Annotated in this window: 16 protein-coding genes; 11 read left to right on the top strand and 5 right to left on the bottom strand. The window is 71.1% G+C overall.

Going from position 1 to position 17,007, the window contains the following annotated elements; translation table 11 throughout:
* Positions 1–233 precede the first annotated feature (233 nt).
* From nrdF to AC0VX4_RS05930, 6 genes are all read left to right on the top strand, one after another.
* Positions 234–1,217, top strand: a complete 984-nt coding sequence (nrdF, locus tag AC0VX4_RS05955) for a class 1b ribonucleoside-diphosphate reductase subunit beta (protein ID WP_241179122.1) — start codon at positions 234–236, stop codon at positions 1,215–1,217.
* A 510-nt stretch (positions 1,218–1,727) separates the two neighbouring features.
* Positions 1,728–2,633, top strand: coding sequence for a MetQ/NlpA family ABC transporter substrate-binding protein (locus tag AC0VX4_RS05950; RefSeq protein ID WP_080556403.1), 906 nt, complete (start codon positions 1,728–1,730; stop codon positions 2,631–2,633).
* A 3-nt stretch (positions 2,634–2,636) separates the two neighbouring features.
* Positions 2,637–3,731 (top strand): methionine ABC transporter ATP-binding protein, encoded by a 1,095-nt coding sequence (locus AC0VX4_RS05945; RefSeq protein WP_004167606.1) that lies wholly within the window; start codon positions 2,637–2,639, stop codon positions 3,729–3,731.
* Positions 3,728–4,405 (top strand): methionine ABC transporter permease, encoded by a 678-nt coding sequence (locus AC0VX4_RS05940; protein WP_004167605.1) that lies wholly within the window; start codon positions 3,728–3,730, stop codon positions 4,403–4,405. The genes AC0VX4_RS05945 and AC0VX4_RS05940 overlap by 4 nt, the downstream gene beginning before the upstream one ends.
* A gap of 88 nt (positions 4,406–4,493) precedes the next feature.
* Positions 4,494–5,360, top strand: a complete 867-nt coding sequence (locus AC0VX4_RS05935) for a thioesterase family protein (RefSeq protein ID WP_004167604.1) — start codon at positions 4,494–4,496, stop codon at positions 5,358–5,360.
* A complete protein-coding gene (locus AC0VX4_RS05930; RefSeq protein WP_004167602.1) occupies positions 5,357–6,127 on the top strand; it encodes a lipoate--protein ligase family protein in 771 nt (256 codons plus the stop codon). The genes AC0VX4_RS05935 and AC0VX4_RS05930 overlap by 4 nt, the downstream gene beginning before the upstream one ends.
* Positions 6,128–6,154: 27 nt before the next feature.
* Here AC0VX4_RS05930 and AC0VX4_RS05925 read toward each other — a convergent pair whose 3' ends face one another.
* Genes AC0VX4_RS05925 through AC0VX4_RS05915 form a run of 3 tightly spaced genes read right to left on the bottom strand, consistent with a single transcriptional unit; the run spans position 6,155 to position 8,558 of the window.
* Complete coding sequence (locus tag AC0VX4_RS05925; protein ID WP_004167601.1) at positions 6,155–6,775, bottom strand: uridine kinase family protein; 621 nt, start codon at positions 6,773–6,775, stop codon at positions 6,155–6,157.
* A gap of 32 nt (positions 6,776–6,807) precedes the next feature.
* Positions 6,808–7,464 carry an MBL fold metallo-hydrolase gene (locus AC0VX4_RS05920; protein ID WP_004167600.1) on the bottom strand — a complete coding sequence of 219 codons (657 nt, stop codon included), beginning with the start codon at positions 7,462–7,464 and terminating at the stop codon, positions 6,808–6,810.
* Entirely contained in the window at positions 7,464–8,558 is a 1,095-nt protein-coding gene (locus AC0VX4_RS05915) for an S-(hydroxymethyl)mycothiol dehydrogenase (protein WP_004167599.1), read from the bottom strand. Before AC0VX4_RS05915 ends, AC0VX4_RS05920 begins: the two co-directional genes overlap by 1 nt.
* A gap of 203 nt (positions 8,559–8,761) precedes the next feature.
* On the opposite strand from AC0VX4_RS05915, the gene AC0VX4_RS05910 reads away from it, so the two are divergent.
* From AC0VX4_RS05910 to AC0VX4_RS05900, 3 genes are all read left to right on the top strand, one after another.
* Positions 8,762–8,998: a hypothetical protein gene (locus tag AC0VX4_RS05910; protein ID WP_004167598.1), complete on the top strand. Its 237-nt coding sequence runs from the start codon at positions 8,762–8,764 to the stop codon at positions 8,996–8,998.
* Position 8,999: 1 nt separating this feature from the next.
* Positions 9,000–9,857, top strand: coding sequence for an SOS response-associated peptidase (locus AC0VX4_RS05905; RefSeq protein ID WP_004167597.1), 858 nt, complete (start codon positions 9,000–9,002; stop codon positions 9,855–9,857).
* A gap of 92 nt (positions 9,858–9,949) precedes the next feature.
* Positions 9,950–10,666: a hypothetical protein gene (locus AC0VX4_RS05900; RefSeq protein ID WP_232502387.1), complete on the top strand. Its 717-nt coding sequence runs from the start codon at positions 9,950–9,952 to the stop codon at positions 10,664–10,666.
* A gap of 68 nt (positions 10,667–10,734) precedes the next feature.
* Here AC0VX4_RS05900 and AC0VX4_RS05895 read toward each other — a convergent pair whose 3' ends face one another.
* Entirely contained in the window at positions 10,735–11,205 is a 471-nt protein-coding gene (locus AC0VX4_RS05895) for a PKD domain-containing protein (RefSeq protein WP_004167595.1), read from the bottom strand.
* Between the two features lie 479 nt (positions 11,206–11,684).
* On the bottom strand, positions 11,685–12,410 hold the full coding sequence (locus AC0VX4_RS05890; RefSeq protein WP_004167594.1) for a DUF6318 family protein: 726 nt from the start codon (positions 12,408–12,410) through the stop codon (positions 11,685–11,687).
* A gap of 475 nt (positions 12,411–12,885) precedes the next feature.
* Here AC0VX4_RS05890 and AC0VX4_RS05885 point away from each other — a divergent pair, with 475 nt between their 5' ends.
* Both AC0VX4_RS05885 and AC0VX4_RS05880 read left to right on the top strand, forming a co-directional pair.
* A complete protein-coding gene (locus AC0VX4_RS05885; protein ID WP_004167593.1) occupies positions 12,886–13,212 on the top strand; it encodes a DUF6504 family protein in 327 nt (108 codons plus the stop codon).
* A complete protein-coding gene (locus tag AC0VX4_RS05880; RefSeq protein ID WP_004167592.1) occupies positions 13,209–16,907 on the top strand; it encodes a DNA polymerase III subunit alpha in 3,699 nt (1,232 codons plus the stop codon). Before AC0VX4_RS05885 ends, AC0VX4_RS05880 begins: the two co-directional genes overlap by 4 nt.
* Positions 16,908–17,007 lie beyond the last annotated feature (100 nt).

Raw genomic sequence — 17,007 nt, 5'->3', positions numbered from 1 at the left:
GAGGCGGGAAATCCGGCGTATTCCGCGCTTCCGAGCGCGGGTGCGCTCGATTTCCCGCCTCGAAGTGGAGCCGGCGCACCCGGACGGGGAGGGCCGACGAGGTCGTGAGCCCGGACCCGTCCGAGTGGCTGCCGCTGCCCCTGCGGGCCTAGACTGTCCCGGACCCGCGCCCCGATGACCGTGCTCTCGAGAGCCCCCGGAATCCGCGGATTCCCAACGAATTCTTCTGAAGGATGTGCCCTGCCGTGACCGAGACCCAGCAGTCCCACCTCGTCGAGGCGGTCAACTGGAACCGCATTCAGGACGAGAAGGACGTGGAGGTGTGGAACCGCCTCGTCAACAACTTCTGGCTGCCGGAGAAGGTGCCGCTGTCCAACGACGTCCAGTCCTGGTCCCACCTCACGGATGAGGAGCGGCTGCTCTCCATGCGCGTGTTCACGGGCCTGACGCTGCTGGACACGATCCAGGGCACCGTGGGCGCCGTCTCCCTCATCCCGGACGCCATGACCCCGCACGAGGAGGCCGTCCTCACGAACATCGCGTTCATGGAGTCGGTGCACGCGAAGTCGTACTCCTCGATCTTCTCCACGCTGGCCTCCACCCCGGAGATCGACGAGGCGTTCCGCTGGTCCCGTGAGAACCGGAACCTGCAGGCCAAGGCCGGCCTGATCGTGGAGCGCTATGACGGCCAGGACCCGTACAAGAAGAAGATCGCCTCCACCCTGCTCGAGTCCTTCCTCTTCTACTCGGGCTTCTACTGGCCCATGTACCTCTCCGCGCACGCCCGCCTCACCAACACCGCCGACCTGATCCGCCTGATCATCCGCGACGAGGCCGTGCACGGGTACTACATCGGCTACAAGTACCAGCGGAGCATCGAGACCCTGCCGGAGGAGAAGCGGGAGGAGCTCAAGGCCTTCACCTTCGAGCTGCTATTCGAGCTGTACGAGAACGAAGTCGAGTACACCCATGACCTCTACGACGCCGTCGGCCTGGCCGAGGACGTGAAGAAGTTCCTGCACTACAACGCGAACAAGGCGCTGATGAACCTGGGCTACGAGCCCATGTTCCCGGCCGAGACCACGAACGTGAACCCCGCCATCCTCTCCGCGCTCTCCCCGAACTCGGACGAGAACCACGACTTCTTCTCCGGCTCCGGCTCCTCCTACGTGATCGGCAAGGCCGAGAACACCGAGGACGAGGACTGGGACTTCTGATCCCGCTCGCCTGAGCCCCGTCCCGACGACGGCCGGTCGCCTCCCCACGGAGGCGACCGGCCGTCGTCGTCTCGCGAGATGCACCACACTCCGGTGCCCGGTCCCCGCAGTATGACGCTGCGCGTCACCATCACGCCGGCTGGAGCGCACACGCTGCGATAGGCTTGGGCCCAGCTTCAGGAGAAGCGGCTGTGGATCCCGCCTCGGCGGGTCCACGTGGTCCCACGACGAGCCGCTCGCCAACCCCATGTTCACGGGTGGCAACGGACCGAGAAGCGGCCCGCCTCCGCTGCGTGCAGACCCCTCGAGGGGAGCCCGCGGTGACTGGGGGACGGGCAAGAGCAGCGTTCGAAAGGATCCCGGCCTCCGGCTCGGGGCGTCTCCCGCCCCCCCGCCCGCCGTGCTGTGCCCCGCGGGGAACCACCCACCGCACGGCCTACCCCGCACCGTTCCGCACCCGCCGTGCCCACCCGCGTCGGCGACGTCGCACCGTCCTCCAAGGAGAACCCCATGACGACCCCCTCGAACATCTCCCGCCGCTCCTTCGCCGGCCTGTCCCTGGCCGCCGTCGGCGCGCTCGCCCTGACCGCCTGCAACTCGCAGGCCGAGAAGAAGGGCGACGACGGCGCCCAGACCGTGCGCATCGGCGTCGTGTCCGAGAACGAGACGCACCGCGCCCTGGTGAAGCTCGCCAAGGAGAAGCACGGCATCGACGTCGAGATCCGCAACTTCACCGAGTACACGCAGCCGAACCCGGCGCTGGACAACGGCGACATCGACATGAACTGGTTCCAGCACATCGCCTACCTGGCCGACTACAACCAGGCCTCCGGCAAGGACCTGACGCTGATCGGGACCACCGAGATCATCCCGCTGCCCCTGTACTCCAAGAAGTACAAGGACGTCTCCGAGTTCAAGAAGGGCGACACCGTCGCCATCCCGAACGACACCGTGAACCAGGCCCGCGCCATCAACGTGCTCGTCGCCGCCGGCCTGCTGAAGCTGTCCAACGAGACCATCCGCCCGGAGCCCAAGGACATCGACGAGGCCGCCTCCACCGTGAAGGTCCAGACCGTGGCCGCCCAGCAGACCGTGAACGCGCTCGAGTCCGTCCAGGGCTCGGTCATCAACAACACGTTCTCGGCCGACGCCGGCATCGACACGAACACCGCCCTGTTCAAGGACGACCCCAAGGCCGACTCCGCCAAGCCGTTCGTCAACGGCTTCGCCGTGCGTCGCGAGGACCGCGACAACGAGACCTACAAGAAGATCGCGGCCCTGTACCACGAGCAGGCCGTGCTGGACGAGTCCGCGAAGCTCTCCTCCGGCACCAGCGTGCCGGTGCAGCTCGACGCCGCCCAGATCGACGAGACCCTGAAGCAGTACCAGGACGCGATCGCGAAGCAGGGCGCCTGATCCATGGCAGGTTCCCATACGTCCGACCGTGACGCGGTCACCCCGGGGCGCCCTGCTGAGGGCGCCCCGGGGGAGCCGGTCATCGTCTTCGACCACGTCAGCCGCGTCTTCGGGGCCAAGAAGGGTGCCGGGGTGAAGGCCGTGGACGACGTCTCGCTCACCGTGAACCGCGGCGAGGTCTTCGGCGTCATCGGCTTCTCCGGCGCCGGCAAGTCCACCCTGATCCGCATGATCAACGGGCTGGAGAAGCCGACCTCGGGCACCGTCACGGTGCTGGGCCAGCAGGTGTCCCACCTCTCCGAGGCCAAGCTGCGTCCGCTGCGCACCCGCATCGGCATGGTGTTCCAGCAGTTCAACCTGCTGACCTCTCGCACGGTGGCCGGGAACATCGAGTTCGCCCTGGACACGGCCGGCTGGCCGCGCTCCACGCGCCGCGCTCGCGTGGCGGAGCTGCTCGAGTTCGTCGGCCTGGCGGACAAGGCCAAGCACTACCCGGAGCAGCTCTCGGGCGGCCAGAAGCAGCGCGTCGGCATCGCCCGCGCCCTGGCCGCCGAGCCGGAGATCCTGCTCGCGGACGAGGCCACCAGCGCCCTGGATCCCTCGACGACGCACGAGGTGCTCTCTGTGCTGCGCCGCGTCAACGAGGAGCTCGGGGTCACGATCGTGGCCATCACCCACGAGATGGAGGTCATCCGCTCGATCGCCGACCGTGTCGCCGTGATGGACACCGGCCGTGTGGTGGAGACCGGCAAGGTCTACGACCTCTTCTCCCGGCCCGCCCACTCCGCCGACGCCGCGTCCTTCGTGGCCACGGCGCTCAAGGACCGGCCGAATGCCGACGAGGTGGCCCGCATCCGGGCGCGCACCGAGGGTCGGCTGATCATGGTCTCGCTCAAGGACTCCGCCGCGGTCTCGGCCGTGCTCGGCACCGCATCGACGCGCGGCGTGGGCTTCGAGATCGTCCACGGCGGCATGTCCGCCACCAAAGACTCCGCGTACGGCCTGCTCACCGTGGCGCTCACGGGCGAGGCCGCCGCGGTGGACGCGTTCGTCGCGGAGCTGGCCGGCGCCGGGGACGTGCAGGAGGTGCACCAGTGATCGAACGATTCCAGAACCTCGACTGGGGGTACTACGGCCCCGAGCTGCTGACCGCCGTGGGGGACACCCTCTACATGGTCGGCTGGGCCTTCGTCCTCGGCGGCATCCTCGGCCTGCTGATCGGGCTCGTCCTCTACACCACGCGCCCGGGCGGCATCTTCGCCAACCGTGCCGTCTACGTGGTCACGAACTTCGTGGTGAACCTGATCCGGCCCATCCCGTTCGTCATCCTCATCGCCGCCCTGCAGCCGCTGACCATCGCGGTGCTCGGCATCGGCATCGGCAACACCGCCGTGGTGTTCTGCATGATCTGGGCGTCGACGTTCGGGATCGCCCGCATCGTGGAGCAGAACCTCGTCTCGCTGGACCCCGGCGTGATCGAGGCCGCCCGCGCGATGGGCGCCTCCCGCATGCGGATCGTGCGCACCGTGGTGCTGCCCGAGGCCCTCGGCCCGCTGATCCTCGGCTTCACGTTCGTGATCATCTCGCTCGTGGACATGTCCGCGATGGCGGGCATCATCGGCGGCGGCGGCGTCGGCAACTTCGCCATCGTGGAGGGCTACAACCGGTTCCGTCCGGAGGTCACCTGGCTGGCCGTGATCGTGGTGATCGTGTTCGTCCAGGCGCTGCAGCTGATCGGCAACGGCGTCGCCCGCAAGGTCATGCGCCGCTGAACCCCGGCGCGGCCCACGCCACGACGGCCGGTGACATCCCCGCGGGGACGTCACCGGCCGTCGTCGTCGTTCTGGCAGACTTCGGCCCATGACCGACATCACCTCCACCTCCGCGACCTCCGTCGCCGACGATCCCCTGGCCTTCTACGTCCGTCTCGGCGAGCCCGCCGTGGACGCCGACGGCGTCCGCACCTCCCGCGTGCGCTCCACCGTGCACGCCCAGGGCGCATGGCGGGAAGAGGAGATGCACATGGCCGCCGTCTCGGGCCTGCTGCTGCACGAGGTGGCGGCGCACGAGACCACCCCCGGGCTGCGGGTGGGACGGCTCTCCTACGACATCCTGGGCACGCTCTGGTCGGGCGAGCTCGAGGTGGTCACGCGCACCCTGCGTCCGGGCCGGACCATCGAGCTCGTGGAGTCCGTGCTCCACGCCCGGGGCCGCACCGTGCTGACCCTGCGCGCCTGGCTGCTGTCCACCTCGGACACCGCCGCCGTCGCCCAGCTGCCGGACGAGCCCCTCCCGCCGCGCTCGCAGGCGCAGGCGCACAACGCGCTCCACGGATGGGGAGGCGGGTACATCGCCTCCCTCGACGGCGTCATCCTGCCCGGCCACGGGCCGGGCCACGGCCGGGTGTGGCTCACCACGGACCGCGAGATGGTGGCGGGGGAGAGCACGAGCGACCTGGTGCGCCTGATCAGCCTCACCGATGCGGCCAACGGGATCGCCCCGGCCCTGCCGGCGAAGCCGGGCGGGTGGTTCTTCCCCAACGTGGACCTGCAGATCCACCTGTACCGCGAGCCCACCGGCCCCTGGCTCGGCCTCGCGGGGCAGGTCACGGTGGGCCCGGACGGCGTGGGCCTGACCAGCACCGTCCTCCACGACGACGACGGCCCCTTCGCCCACGTCGAGCAGACCCTCACCCTGCGCTCCTGGCCGGTCGAGGGCGGCCTGTGAGCGCAGCCCCCCGGCTGCGCTGGGCCGTGCAGGAGCGGACCCTCGGGGCTGTCGAAGACCTCGACTGGGCCATGGACGAGCTGGCCGTCTTCCGCGCCGCCGCGGCAGAGGGAAGGGCCCTCGACGACCTGATCCGCGTCTACGTGCCCGAACCGACGGTCGCGTTCGGCCAGCGCGACGCGCGGCTGCCCGGCTTCGCGGCCGCGGCCGCGGCGGCCCGCGCTCACGGCTTCGAGCCGGTGGTGCGCCGGGCCGGCGGGCGGGCGGCGGCCTACCACCACGGCTGCCTGGTGGTGGACCACCTGAGCCAGCAGGAGGACGCGGCGCTCACGCAGCAGGCTCGGTTCGCCGAGTTCGCCGACCTGTTCGTGCGGGCGTTCGCGCGCATGGACGTGCCCGCCTCCGTGGGCGAGATCCCGGGGGAGTACTGCCCGGGCGAGTTCTCCGTGCAGGGGCCTGCGCCGACATACCCGGTGAAGCTGGCCGGCTCCGCGCAGCGCGTGGTGAAGGGGGCGTTCCTGTTCTCCACCCACGTGGTGGTGTCCGACCCCGCCCCGCTGCGGGCCGTGCTCGTCGACGTCTACCGGGAGCTCGGCCTGGACATGGACCCGCGCACGGCGGGCGCGGCCGAGGACGTGCGCCCCGGGGTGAGCGTTCCCGCGTTCGCCGCCGCCCTGCGGGAGGAGTACACGGCGTGGGCAGCCGCCGCCGGTCTCGAGGTCGTGGACGAGCAGCTCGCCGTCCTCGCCGCGGGCACCTCCGGCTGAGGGCACGGACTGGCTGCGGGCGGGCCGTCAGGCCGTGAGATCCGCGATGATCTCCCGCTTGCGCCGCGGGGTGAAGCGGGCCGCCACGGCCGCCGCCCGGCGGGCCGCGTCCGTCCGATACAGGGACCAGCCCCGCTGCACGAGGAACGGCACCGGCTTGCGGCGTTCGGCGACATCGCGCACGAACCGGCGGGCCGCCGTCGTGGTCCGCGCCTGGTCGATGTACCAGGCCGCGTAGTGGACCCCGGCCCGGTCCAGGGCGGCGGGCATGCGCTCGGCGAAGATGCCCTCCGCCACGATCACCCCGCCCGGCTCGAGCGCGACGGTGCTGTGCCCGCGGACGGAAGACGTGGAGATGTCGTAGTCGGGCACGCGCGTGGCACCCTCCTCGAGCAGCTCGACGACGGCGTCCACGGCCGCCTGCTCATCCCACGTTCCGGGGTGGTCCCAGTCGATCTCGCCGTACGGGGTGCGCGGGAACACGGGGCCGGGCCCGCCCGCGGCGCCGTCGTCCGACTGCGGACGGTAGAACGCATCGAGCGAGAGGTGGGGCCGGCCGTGCCGCCGGGCCAGGTAGGACTTGCCGGAGCCCGACGCGCCGCCGAGCAGGATCACAGAGGGAGGGGGCGAGGCGGGGAGGATGGTCACGGGGGACCATTCTCCCCCACCTCGGGGCGTCCTCAGTGGCCGCGGTCGATCCACTCCTGCAGGTGCGGCTTCTCCGTGCCGATCGTGGTGGAGTCGCCGTGGCCGGTGTGGACCACGGTGGCCTCCGGCAGCGGGAACAGACGCTCGCGGATGGACTCGATGATCGTGTCGAAGTCCGAGTACGAGCGGCCGGTGGCGCCGGGCCCGCCCTGGAACAGGGTGTCGCCGGAGAACACGACGCCGGTCGGGGCGCCGTCGTCGCCGGCCTCGCCCAGGGCGGGTGCGTACAGGCAGACCGAGCCGGGGGAGTGACCGGGGGTGTGCAGCACCCGCAGCTCGACGCCGGCCACGCGCAGGACGTCGCCCTCGGCGAGCGCGCCGTCGGGCTCCTCGTCGGGGAAGACGTCGTCCCAGAGCATGCGGTCCGCGGGGTGGAGCAGCACGGGGGCGTCCACCATCTGGCGGAACTCCTGGACCTGGCGGATGTGGTCATCGTGGCCGTGGGTGAGGACGATGGCCAGCACCTGGCGGCCGTTCACCTTCTTCCAGACGGCCGAGGCGTCGTGGGCCGGGTCGATGACGACGCACTGCTCCGCGCCGCCGACGATCCACACGTTGTTGTCCACGTCGAACGTCTCCCCGTCCAGGGAGAACGTGCCGGAGGTGACCAGGTGATCGATGCGTGCCATCAGAGCACCACCACCGAGCGCAGGACGTCGCCGGACTTCATCGTCTCGAAGGCCTCGTTCACCTCATCCAGGGCGATGGTCTCCGTGACGAACTCGTCCAGCGGCAGGCGGCCCAGGCGGTACTGGTCCACGAGCATCGGGAAGTCGCGCTCCGGCAGGCAGTCGCCGTACCACGAGGACTTCAGTGCGCCGCCGCGGCCGAACACCTCCGGCAGGGGCAGCTTCAGCTCCATGCCGGGGGTGGGCACGCCCACCAGGACGACGCGGCCGGCCAGGTCCCGGGCGTAGAACGCCTGCTCGTAGGTCTCCGGGCGGCCGACCGCCTCGATGACCACGTCGGCGCCGAAGCCGCCGGTCGCCGCGCGGATGGCCTCCACGGGGTCCTCGTCCTTCGAGTTCACGGTGTGGGTGGCGCCGAGTTCCTCAGCCTTGGCGAGCTTCTTGGCGTCGATGTCCACCGCGATGATCGTGGTGGCGCCGGCGAGCTTCGCCCCGGCGATCGCGGCCACGCCGACGCCGCCGCAGCCGATCACGGCCACGGACTCGCCGCGCTTGACCTCGCCGGTGTTGATGGCCGCGCCGATGCCGGCCATGATCCCGCAGCCGAGCAGGCCGACCGCGGCCTGTTCCTCGGGCGTGTCGACGCCGTCGACCTGGGTGCACTGCTTGGCGTGGACGAGCGTCTTGTCCGCGAACGCCCCGATGCCCAGGGCCGGGGACAGCTCCGTGCCGTCCTCGAGGGTCATCTTCTGGGTCGCGTTGTGGGTGTTGAAGCAGTACTTCGGCTCACCCTTCCGGCACGCGCGGCACTCGCCGCACACGGCGCGCCAGTTGAGGATCACGGTGTCGCCGACCTTGACGTGGTCGACGCCCTCGCCGATCGCGGAGACCACACCCGCGGCCTCGTGGCCGAGCAGATACGGGTACTCGTCCCCGATCCCGCCCTGCTGGTAGTGCAGATCCGTGTGGCAGACGCCGCAGGTCTTGATGTCGACGACGGCCTCGCCGGGTCCCGGATCGGGGATGACGATGGTCTCGATGGTGACGGGGGCGTCCTTCGCCATGGCGACGACGCCGCGGACCTTCTGGGACACGCTGTTCCTCCTGGTGGTGGGGTCTGCCCGATGCCGCGCATGCGTGGGGCGGCGCGGCGTGCGGGCTCGTTCTGCCCATCCCATCACAGGACCCTGTGCGACGCATCGGTGAGCAGCCGGGGTCCTGATGTGTGGCGTCACCGCGGCGGCCAGGGGAGACTGCAACCTGACCCGCAACACCGATGCGAACGGAGGGGCGAACCGTGGCACGAGATGGCATAGACGAGGACGAGGCGAACGCGGCTCCGGCCGGTGCCGACACGCTCACGCAGTGGCGCATCCCGCTGGTGGGGCTGCTGATCGGCGTCGGCCTGGGCGTGGTGTTCGGACTGGGCACCGAGAGGCCCTGGGGCAGCGTGACCGGCTGGGCGTCGATGGGCTTCGCCCTCGGCATCGCGTGGATGTATGTCGAGCGCGGCCGGGACGGGAGGGACCGCTGACATGTGCGGCCGCTACGTGATGGCCCGCGCTACGAGCGATCTGGTGGCCCTGGGTGACGCCGAGACGAATGAGGATCTGGTGCTGCGCCAGAGCTGGAACGTGGCGCCGACAGCCGAGGTGCCGATCCTCGTGGCGCACGTGGACGACGTCGGCGCAGGAGGCTCCCGTGGGGGCGACCGCGGTGCCGGTGCCGGGGTGACCCGGCGGATCCACGTGGCCCGATGGGGCCTGGTTCCGCCGTGGGCGAAGGAGCTGTCCGTGGGGTCCCGTGCGTTCAACGCACGCTCCGAGACCGTGGCCTCCAAGCCGACGTTCCGGGCCGCCGTCCGCGCCCGCCGCTGCGCCGTGCCGGTGGAGGGTTACTACGAGTGGAAGACGCCGGAGCCTGGCGCCAAGGGTCCCGACGGGCGGGCCGCGAAGAAGCAGCCCTACTACGTGCACCCGGCCGGGGCCGGGGACGGCGAGGGGCCGGTCATCTGGTTCGCCGGCCTGTACGAGTGGTGGCAGGACCCCGAGGCTCAGGCCGCGGGGGAGGACGCCTGGGTCCTCTCGACGACGATCCTCACCATGGCCGCACCCGACGCGGACGACGACGATCCGGTGCTCGCCGCACTCGGCCAGCTGCACGACCGGATGCCCGTGCCCATGGACGCCGAGACGATGGACCGGTGGCTCACCCCGGACACGCTCGGGTCCGCCGAAGAAGCCGACGCCCTCGTGGGCCAGGTGTGCGCCGGCGCGTACGACGTCGCGGCGGGCTGGTCGCTGCGGCCCGTGGGGAGCGCCGTGGGGAATGTCCGGAACAATGGGCCGGAGCTCACCCAGGAGATGGGAGAGCAGCAGGGCACGCTGCTCTGAGGGACGGGGCGACGAGGATGACCTTCCCGTGACGCGCGGGAACGCGGTGCCGCGGTGAGGCTGGAGACGGTCATCTCCTGTTCACCCTGTCCGTGGACGGCACCCCGGTGGCCGCCGCCCTCTACGACGAGGCCGCCGGCACTCCGGAGGGCGACATAGGCCCCTCTGCCGGGCTCGTCTACGCGTGGGGCGAGCACAGCCTGGCCGACCCCGTGTTCGGGGACTACCCCGAGCGGTTCCCCACGCTGGAGCACGCCGAGCCGGGCGTGCTGCTGCCGTTCCGGTCCGAAGGCCTGGGCGACGACGCGGCGGTCGCGGAACTCTCGTGGGGTCCGCGCTGGGGTGCCCTCTGGCGCGACACCACGTTGGACTTCTTCACCGGGTTTCACTACCTCGCCGACGCGACATACCCGACCGACGACCGCCTCGTCCTCGACTGGTCGCTGGACGGTGTGACCAAGAGTGAGGACGTCATCATCACCCAGGACGCGGAGCGGTCCGACCTCTATGCACGCGTTGAGTCGCTCGCGGACGGACAGAAGCCCCGGGCCCTGAACATGCCGGCGGGGGAGGACGCCCCGTCTCCCGGCGAGGCGGACCCGGTGCCGCCCGCCGAGCAGGAGCCCGTCGACACTCCGGCCCCCGTGGCCGGGGAGGAGCCGGGTGAGGGAACGGGCGGGGAGGAGACCCACACGACCCCGGACACGGTCGAGACCGGGCGTGACGTTCCGGCGGGCGCGCTCGGAGCGCTCGCGGCCCTCGGCGCGGGACTCGTGCTCCTGACCCGGGGGCGGGCGCGCCGGGTCTGACGCACCCGCCCGACGAGGGGGCCGCGGGGCGGTGGACGGGAGACCGTCGGCCGCCCCGCGGTCTGTGCTCAGCCGGCCGGAGCGGATTCGATGGGGCCGGTGCAGCCCCAGGCTGAGGAGTCGACGCTGCAGTCATCGGCGACATTGCGGGTGATGGTGCGCCAGATGTTCGCGGTGACGGGGGCCGAGTCGAGGCTGATAGTGCCCGGGATGAGCACCCACTCGCCCCCGGCCTCCCGGTATTCGCCGATGTAGACGGTGGTGAGGCGGACCGTGTACTGCCCGGTGTCCTCGTACACGTGGCTCGTGGGGGTGGGGACGTTGAACTCCGGCTGGCTCTGGCCTGCGACTGAGGTGGTCTTGGTGGGGGAGCCGTCCCCGTAATCCCAGTGGAAGCTCACCGGCGTGGCGCGGAGTTCGACCTCGACCCCGTTGAGGGTGGTGACGAGCGTGCGCGTCTCGGCATCTGCGTAGAAGTTCGTCTCCGCATTGCGGATCCCGCGTCCGCCGTTGTCCGACCGGATCTCAGGTTCCAGCACGAGGAGCGTGCGGACCTCGTCGATGGAGACGGGCGGGGCGCCGTTGCTGGAGGCCTTGGCCGTCCAACATTTGGGGGCGCCATAGACGGGATTCGCATCAGGTTGACGAGTGTCTGTCGTCTGTGCGCGGATCCATGAGCCTTCGGGGCAGAAGTTCGCCTCTTGCTCTCGGCAGCTCTCGAAATCCGGATTGCCCAGCTGCCCTGAGAAGCATGCACTGACCGTCTTGTGCTCTAGGCGTGGGTCCGGGCGGTCGGCGGTCGCTGAGCCATCAGTTGCAACAACTGAACTCGAGATTGATGAGTGTCTATCTGAGCATCTCTTATTCGCCGCAATGCCCTTTTTATTTATTGAGTAGTGGCTCTTCGAAGAAGTGCACGACTCGATGTCTTGTGCGTGTGAAGGTGTGGCGGCGGCAGTGGCAGGCACGAACATGAGGCTGATTGATAATGCCACTAATGCAATCCAGATGCGCCCCATCAGTTAGATCCGATCGAACCTTCATATGACATCTCGTCAACAATCCAGTGTGAAGATTCGGGGTTGAACGAGACCTCCGCGATCCAAGGCTGCTCGGAGGCCGCTTCCACATCCCCGTTCTCGGGAACAACCCCGCCCTTGGCGTACCCCGTTCCTGTGCCCGTGGTGACAAGGAGTGTCGAAACATACCCGGTTTCGGATCGATGAGTCAGAATCGAATCGATCTGTACCTCAGTACCGGTATACCACCCCCCGTCTTTGTAGATCATTTGCAGGTCGTGCGAGCTGAACTGGCAGAACTCGCAATACTCGCTGTAGAGAGAGTCGAGGAGTTCCGTGTCTCCGGTCTGCTCGGCGTAGTAGTGCGCGTCCCAGAAATAGCGAATCGCCGCCTCGGCGCCCTCCTTGGTCTCTTCCTTCATGGCGGCGGGCATCTCCGGCTTGGGCACGTTCCGCGCGGGACCGTCAGCAGACGCGGGAACGTATTCGCCGGACTCGCTCGTCGTGGCCGTGGGGGATGAGCTGACGCCCGCGGTCTCGCTCGTGCTCGCTGGCGCGGACGTCTCGACGGCGGGCTTGGCGGACGAGGGCGACGTCGTCGACGACTCGGCGGGCTCGGACTGCCCGCCGCAGGCGGTCAGTGCGAGCGCCAAGGCCACGCTGAGCGTGCCGGCCTGGGCGAATCGGTGGCGGCGCAGGGCGCGCCCGGGTGCGGTGAGAGACATTTCCCCTCCAACTGGACGTCCGTCGTGTGTCCGTGCCTCCCGCGCTGATCCCGCAGCGCGGTGCTCGTGGCATGCGAGGCCCGGTTGGTTCGGAGTATACGCAGACGGATTGTGGTCCTGCTCGCATTGTCCACAGGACCGTGCCGGCGCACTTCTTCCGGCCCAAGAGACGATTTTCTCGTGCATGTGCGCCCCAGGGTCGGGTTCGAGGCCCACGGCCAGGACTCGGCCAGCCGGCCTCACGAAAGGGGCGTTCCCGGCCTCGCCCGTCTCGGGGCCATGCGTCCTTAACGTGTCCGGCGGCTACCCTACGTTCGCACCCATCGCATTCGAACACATGTTCGAGTACGATCGGGGGTGCGGCCCCACCTTCCCACTTCTTCCCCGCGTCCGGTCCGCCGGACGGGCCGCGCTCCCATCGCCCGACGGCACCCCGTCGTCGATCCGGTCAGCAGTGCACAGGGAGAGAAGCAGAATGGGAGTCCTCACACAGTCGGTGGCGGTGGAGTGCGGGGCAGACGGCACCCCGCAGGGGCTGCGCTGGAACGGGCGGGACTACGTCCTCGCAGAGCGCCCCGTGCGCTGGTTCGAGCGGCGCCGCTGGTGGGCGGAGGAGGTCCGCGCGGAGAAGGGCCGCGGCGCCGGTCTCGTGGACCACGAGATGTGGCGGCTGCAGGTCCGCCTGGCCCGGGTCGGCGCCGCGCCCCTGCAGACCCTCGACGTCGCCCACCACCTGGACTCCGGCCGGTGGCGGCTCGTGCGCGTCCACGAGCACGCCCAGGACCTGAGGCGGTCGGCATGAGCCGGGCCGCTGCGGCCGGACGCGACGCCGCCCCCTTCGCCCACCTGCACGTCGCCTCCGCGTTCAGCGCCCACTACGGAGTCAGCTGGCCCGAGGACCTCGTGGCCGCCGCCGCGGCCGCGGACATGGACCTGCTGGCCTGCACCGACCGCGACGGGCTCTACGGCATGGCCAAGCACGTGGGCGCCTGCCTGCGCCACGGCATCACCCCGATCGTGGGCGTGGACCTGGCCGTCCGGTGGAGCGAGGACGAGGAGGCCGGCCGCGTGGTCGTGCTCGCCCGAGGAGGCTGTCATGGCTCGGGCTACCGCTCCCTGTGCGAGCTCGTCTCCGCCGCCCACGCCCGCACCACCGGGGGAGCGGCGGGCGGCAGCCCCTGGGCCAGCGTCGCCGAGCTCGCCGCCGCGGCGGCCGGCCGTGTCCCCACCGCCGCCAACCGGGACAACCCGCCCACCCCCGAGCTGTTCGTCCTCCTCGGTCCGGATTCGGACGTCGGCCGCCACCTGGCCCGCCGCCGGTACGCGGCCGGCCTCACCGCCCTGCGCCGCTGGAAGGCGGCCCTGCCCGCAGGCAGCCCCCACGCCGATGTCGTCACCCACCTCTCCGCCCCCGGCCGACGCCTCGACACCGGGCACGCCGTGAAGACCCTCCGCGCCGCCCGCCAGGCCCGCATCCCCGCCGTCCTGACCAACGCCGTGCGCTACGCGGCCCCGGACGGTGCCGCCACCGCGGACGTCCTCGACGCCGTCCGTGCCCTCAGCTCCCTCGACGCCCTCCACGACCTGCAGCCCAACGGGCAGGGCTGGCTCAAGTCCACCGCCGCCATGCACCGCATCGCCCACGAGATCGCCTTCGCCGCCGACGACCGCCCCGCCCCCCTGCTCGAGGCCACCCGCCGCCTCGCCGAGGCCTGCGCGCTCGACCCCGAGACCGACCTCGGCTGGGGCGTGCCCCGCGTCCCGGAGGCCGCCGTCATCGGCATCGACGGCCCCCCGGAGCACGTGCTGCGCGAGCGCACCCGCACCGGCCTCCTCGCCCGCTACCCCCACCTCCACACCGGGGGAGGCCTCCCCGGCACCAGCCAGGCGGCCCGGGACCTGCAGGACCGCGCCGAGCACGAGCTCGGCATCATCACCCGACTCGGCTTCTCCTCCTACTTCCTCACCGTGGCCGCCGTCGTCGACCTCATCGAGGGCATGGGCATCCGCGTGGCCGCCCGCGGCTCCGGCGCCTCCTCCCTCGTCAACCACGCCCTGCGCATCTCCCATGTCGACCCCATGGCCAACGGCCTGATCATGGAGCGCTTCCTCTCCACCGACCGCTCCACCCTCCCGGACATCGACATCGACGTGGAGTCCGCCCGCCGCCATGAGATCTACCACGCCGTCGTCGAACGCTTCGGCGCCGAGCGCACCACCCTCATGAGCATGCAGAACGCCTACCGGGCCCGCGGCGCCGTCCGCGACGCCGGCCTCGCCCTCGGCATGCCCGAACCCGAGGTGGACGCCATCGCCAAGCAGCTCTGGCGCTTCTCCGCCTCGAACTTCCGCGAAGCCCTCCAGCGCATGCCCGAACTCGGCGGCCTCTCCCGCCGCATCGAGTCCGGCCGCGCCGAGGGCGACCGCCAGCTGGACCTGCTCGTCGACCTCACCGAACGCCTCGACCGCCTGCCCCGCCACATCTCCATGCACCCCTGCGGCGTCATCCTCGGCGACGCCACCTTGCTGCACCGCACCCCCGTCCAGCCCTCCGGCATGGGCCTGCCCATGAGCCAGTTCGACAAGCACGACATGGACCCCATGGGCTTCCTCAAACTCGACATCCTCGGCGTGCGCATGCAGTCCGCCATCGCCTACACGATCGCCGAGGTCGAACGCACCACGGGCGAGCGCATCGACCTCGAACAGGTGCCCCTCGACGACCCCGCCACCTACGCGATGATCCGCACCACCCACACCCTCGGCTGCTTCCAGATCGAGTCCCCGGGCCAGCGCGAACTCGTCGGCAAGCTCGCCCCCCGCGAGTTCAACGACCTCACCGTGGACATCTCCCTCTTCCGCCCCGGCCCCATGCAGTCCGACATGGTCCGACCCTTCCTCGAACAGCGGCACGGCTGGGCACCCGCCCACTACCCGCACCCCGACCTGCGGCCCGTCCTCGCCGAGACCCACGGGGTCACCGTCTTCCACGAACAGGTCCTGCGCACCATGGACGTCATGACCGGCTGCGGACTGGCCCGCGCCGACGAGCACCGCCGCCTCCTCGGCGGCCCGCAGGAACACCTCGTCGAAGAGGCCTTCCGCACCGGCGCCCTCGCCCGCGGCTACTCCCTCGACGTCATCGACGAGGTCTGGGCCACCCTCTCCGCCTTCGGCTCCTTCGGCTTCTGCAAGGCCCACGGCGCCGCCTTCGCCGTCCCCACCTACCACTCCGCCTGGCTCAAGACCCACCACCCCGCCGCCTTCATGGCCGCCATCCTCGAACACGACCCCGGCATGTACCCCGCCCGCCTCATGGTCGCCGAGGCCCGCCGCATGGGCATCCCCGTCCTCCCCGTGGACGTCAACGCCTCCTCCCGCCACGTCCACGTCGAATGGGTCCCCGCCCACCCCGAGGTCGACGACGGCGCCCCCGGCCGCTGGGGCATCCGCCTGCCCCTCACCAGCCTCTCCGGACTCAGCGAAGCCGAGACCGACCGCCTCGACGCCGGCCGCCCCTATCGCTCCCTCGCCGACGTCCGCGACCGCGCCCGCCCCACCGCCCGCAACCTCGAACGCCTCGCCCAGCTCGGCGCCCTCGACTGCCTCCTCCCACCCGGCGGCGCCTCCCGCACCGACCTCGTCCACCACCTCGAACTCCAGCACTCCACCACCCGCGGCACCGCCCCCGGCCGCACCGCCCCGCGCTCGCGGTCCGCCCGTCCGCGGCAGGTGGAGGGCCAGCTGGCCCTGGACCTGCCGGACACCGAGCTCACCGCCCTCGCCCCGCTCTTCCCGGAACCGGGCCCGGCCGCCCGGGTCCGCACCGAGCTGGAGCTCACCGCCCTGGACGTCACCGCCCACCTCATGGACTCCCACGCCCCGTACCTGGACGCGCTCGGCGTCACCCGGGCGAAGGACCTGCTCGGGCTGCGCACGCAGTCCCGGGTGCTCGTGGCCGGGGTGCGCGTGGCCACCCAGACCCCGCCCATGCGCAGCGGCAAGCGGGTGGTGTTCCTCTCCGTGGACGACGGCACCGGCTGCGTGGACGCCTCCTTCTTCACCGAGGCCCAGCACGCCTCCGGGGAGATGCTCTTCTCCGCCCGCCTCCTGCTGATCGAGGGCACCGTCCGGCGCACCGGCGACCGGGCCGTGTCCGTCCAGGCCGTGCGCGCCTGGGACCTGCACCGACCCGAGACGCTCCCGGACCCCGACTACCTGGACGCCACTCGGCAGCAGTGGCGGGACTGGCTCGCGGCAGACCGCCGTGCCGCCGCCGCGCGCCGCAGCGGCCGGGCGGGCACCGGGGCGCAGTCCCTGCCGGACATCCCGCACCACGGCACGGGCGGCTGGCCCGTGAAGGTGCGCACCGACGTCGGGCCGGCCGGCGGGGCCCGCCCCGGCCGCACGGCACCCGATCGGCCCGCGCCGGAGCACACCCCGATCCCGGTGCCCCACCCGGAGACGTGGGAGCTGCTGCCCACCCCGGACAGATGAGACCGTCCGCCTCCGTGCCCCGCCGTCCGACCGCGCCCCTAGAATGGGACGCGGCCGACGGTGGCCCCCGTACGCCACCGATCCCGAAGCCAGACCTCGA

The sequence above is a fragment of the Micrococcus sp. 63XJN7_8_ISO-PGPR-S23-253 genome, assembly GCF_056173425.1.
Note: the sequence above shows the minus strand (reverse complement) of the source record. Positions and strands in the feature narration are given on the sequence as shown.

Coding starts and splice junctions, on each gene's coding strand:
- nrdF (WP_241179122.1), top strand. CDS start 234: ATGTGCCCTGCCGTGACCGAGACCCAGCAGTCCCACCTCGTCGAGGCG.
- AC0VX4_RS05950 (WP_080556403.1), top strand. CDS start 1,728: ATGACGACCCCCTCGAACATCTCCCGCCGCTCCTTCGCCGGCCTGTCC.
- AC0VX4_RS05945 (WP_004167606.1), top strand. CDS start 2,637: ATGGCAGGTTCCCATACGTCCGACCGTGACGCGGTCACCCCGGGGCGC.
- AC0VX4_RS05935 (WP_004167604.1), top strand. CDS start 4,494: ATGACCGACATCACCTCCACCTCCGCGACCTCCGTCGCCGACGATCCC.
- AC0VX4_RS05920 (WP_004167600.1), bottom strand. CDS start 7,464: ATGGCACGCATCGATCACCTGGTCACCTCCGGCACGTTCTCCCTGGAC.
- AC0VX4_RS05905 (WP_004167597.1), top strand. CDS start 9,000: ATGTGCGGCCGCTACGTGATGGCCCGCGCTACGAGCGATCTGGTGGCC.
- AC0VX4_RS05890 (WP_004167594.1), bottom strand. CDS start 12,410: ATGTCTCTCACCGCACCCGGGCGCGCCCTGCGCCGCCACCGATTCGCC.
- AC0VX4_RS05885 (WP_004167593.1), top strand. CDS start 12,886: ATGGGAGTCCTCACACAGTCGGTGGCGGTGGAGTGCGGGGCAGACGGC.
- AC0VX4_RS05880 (WP_004167592.1), top strand. CDS start 13,209: ATGAGCCGGGCCGCTGCGGCCGGACGCGACGCCGCCCCCTTCGCCCAC.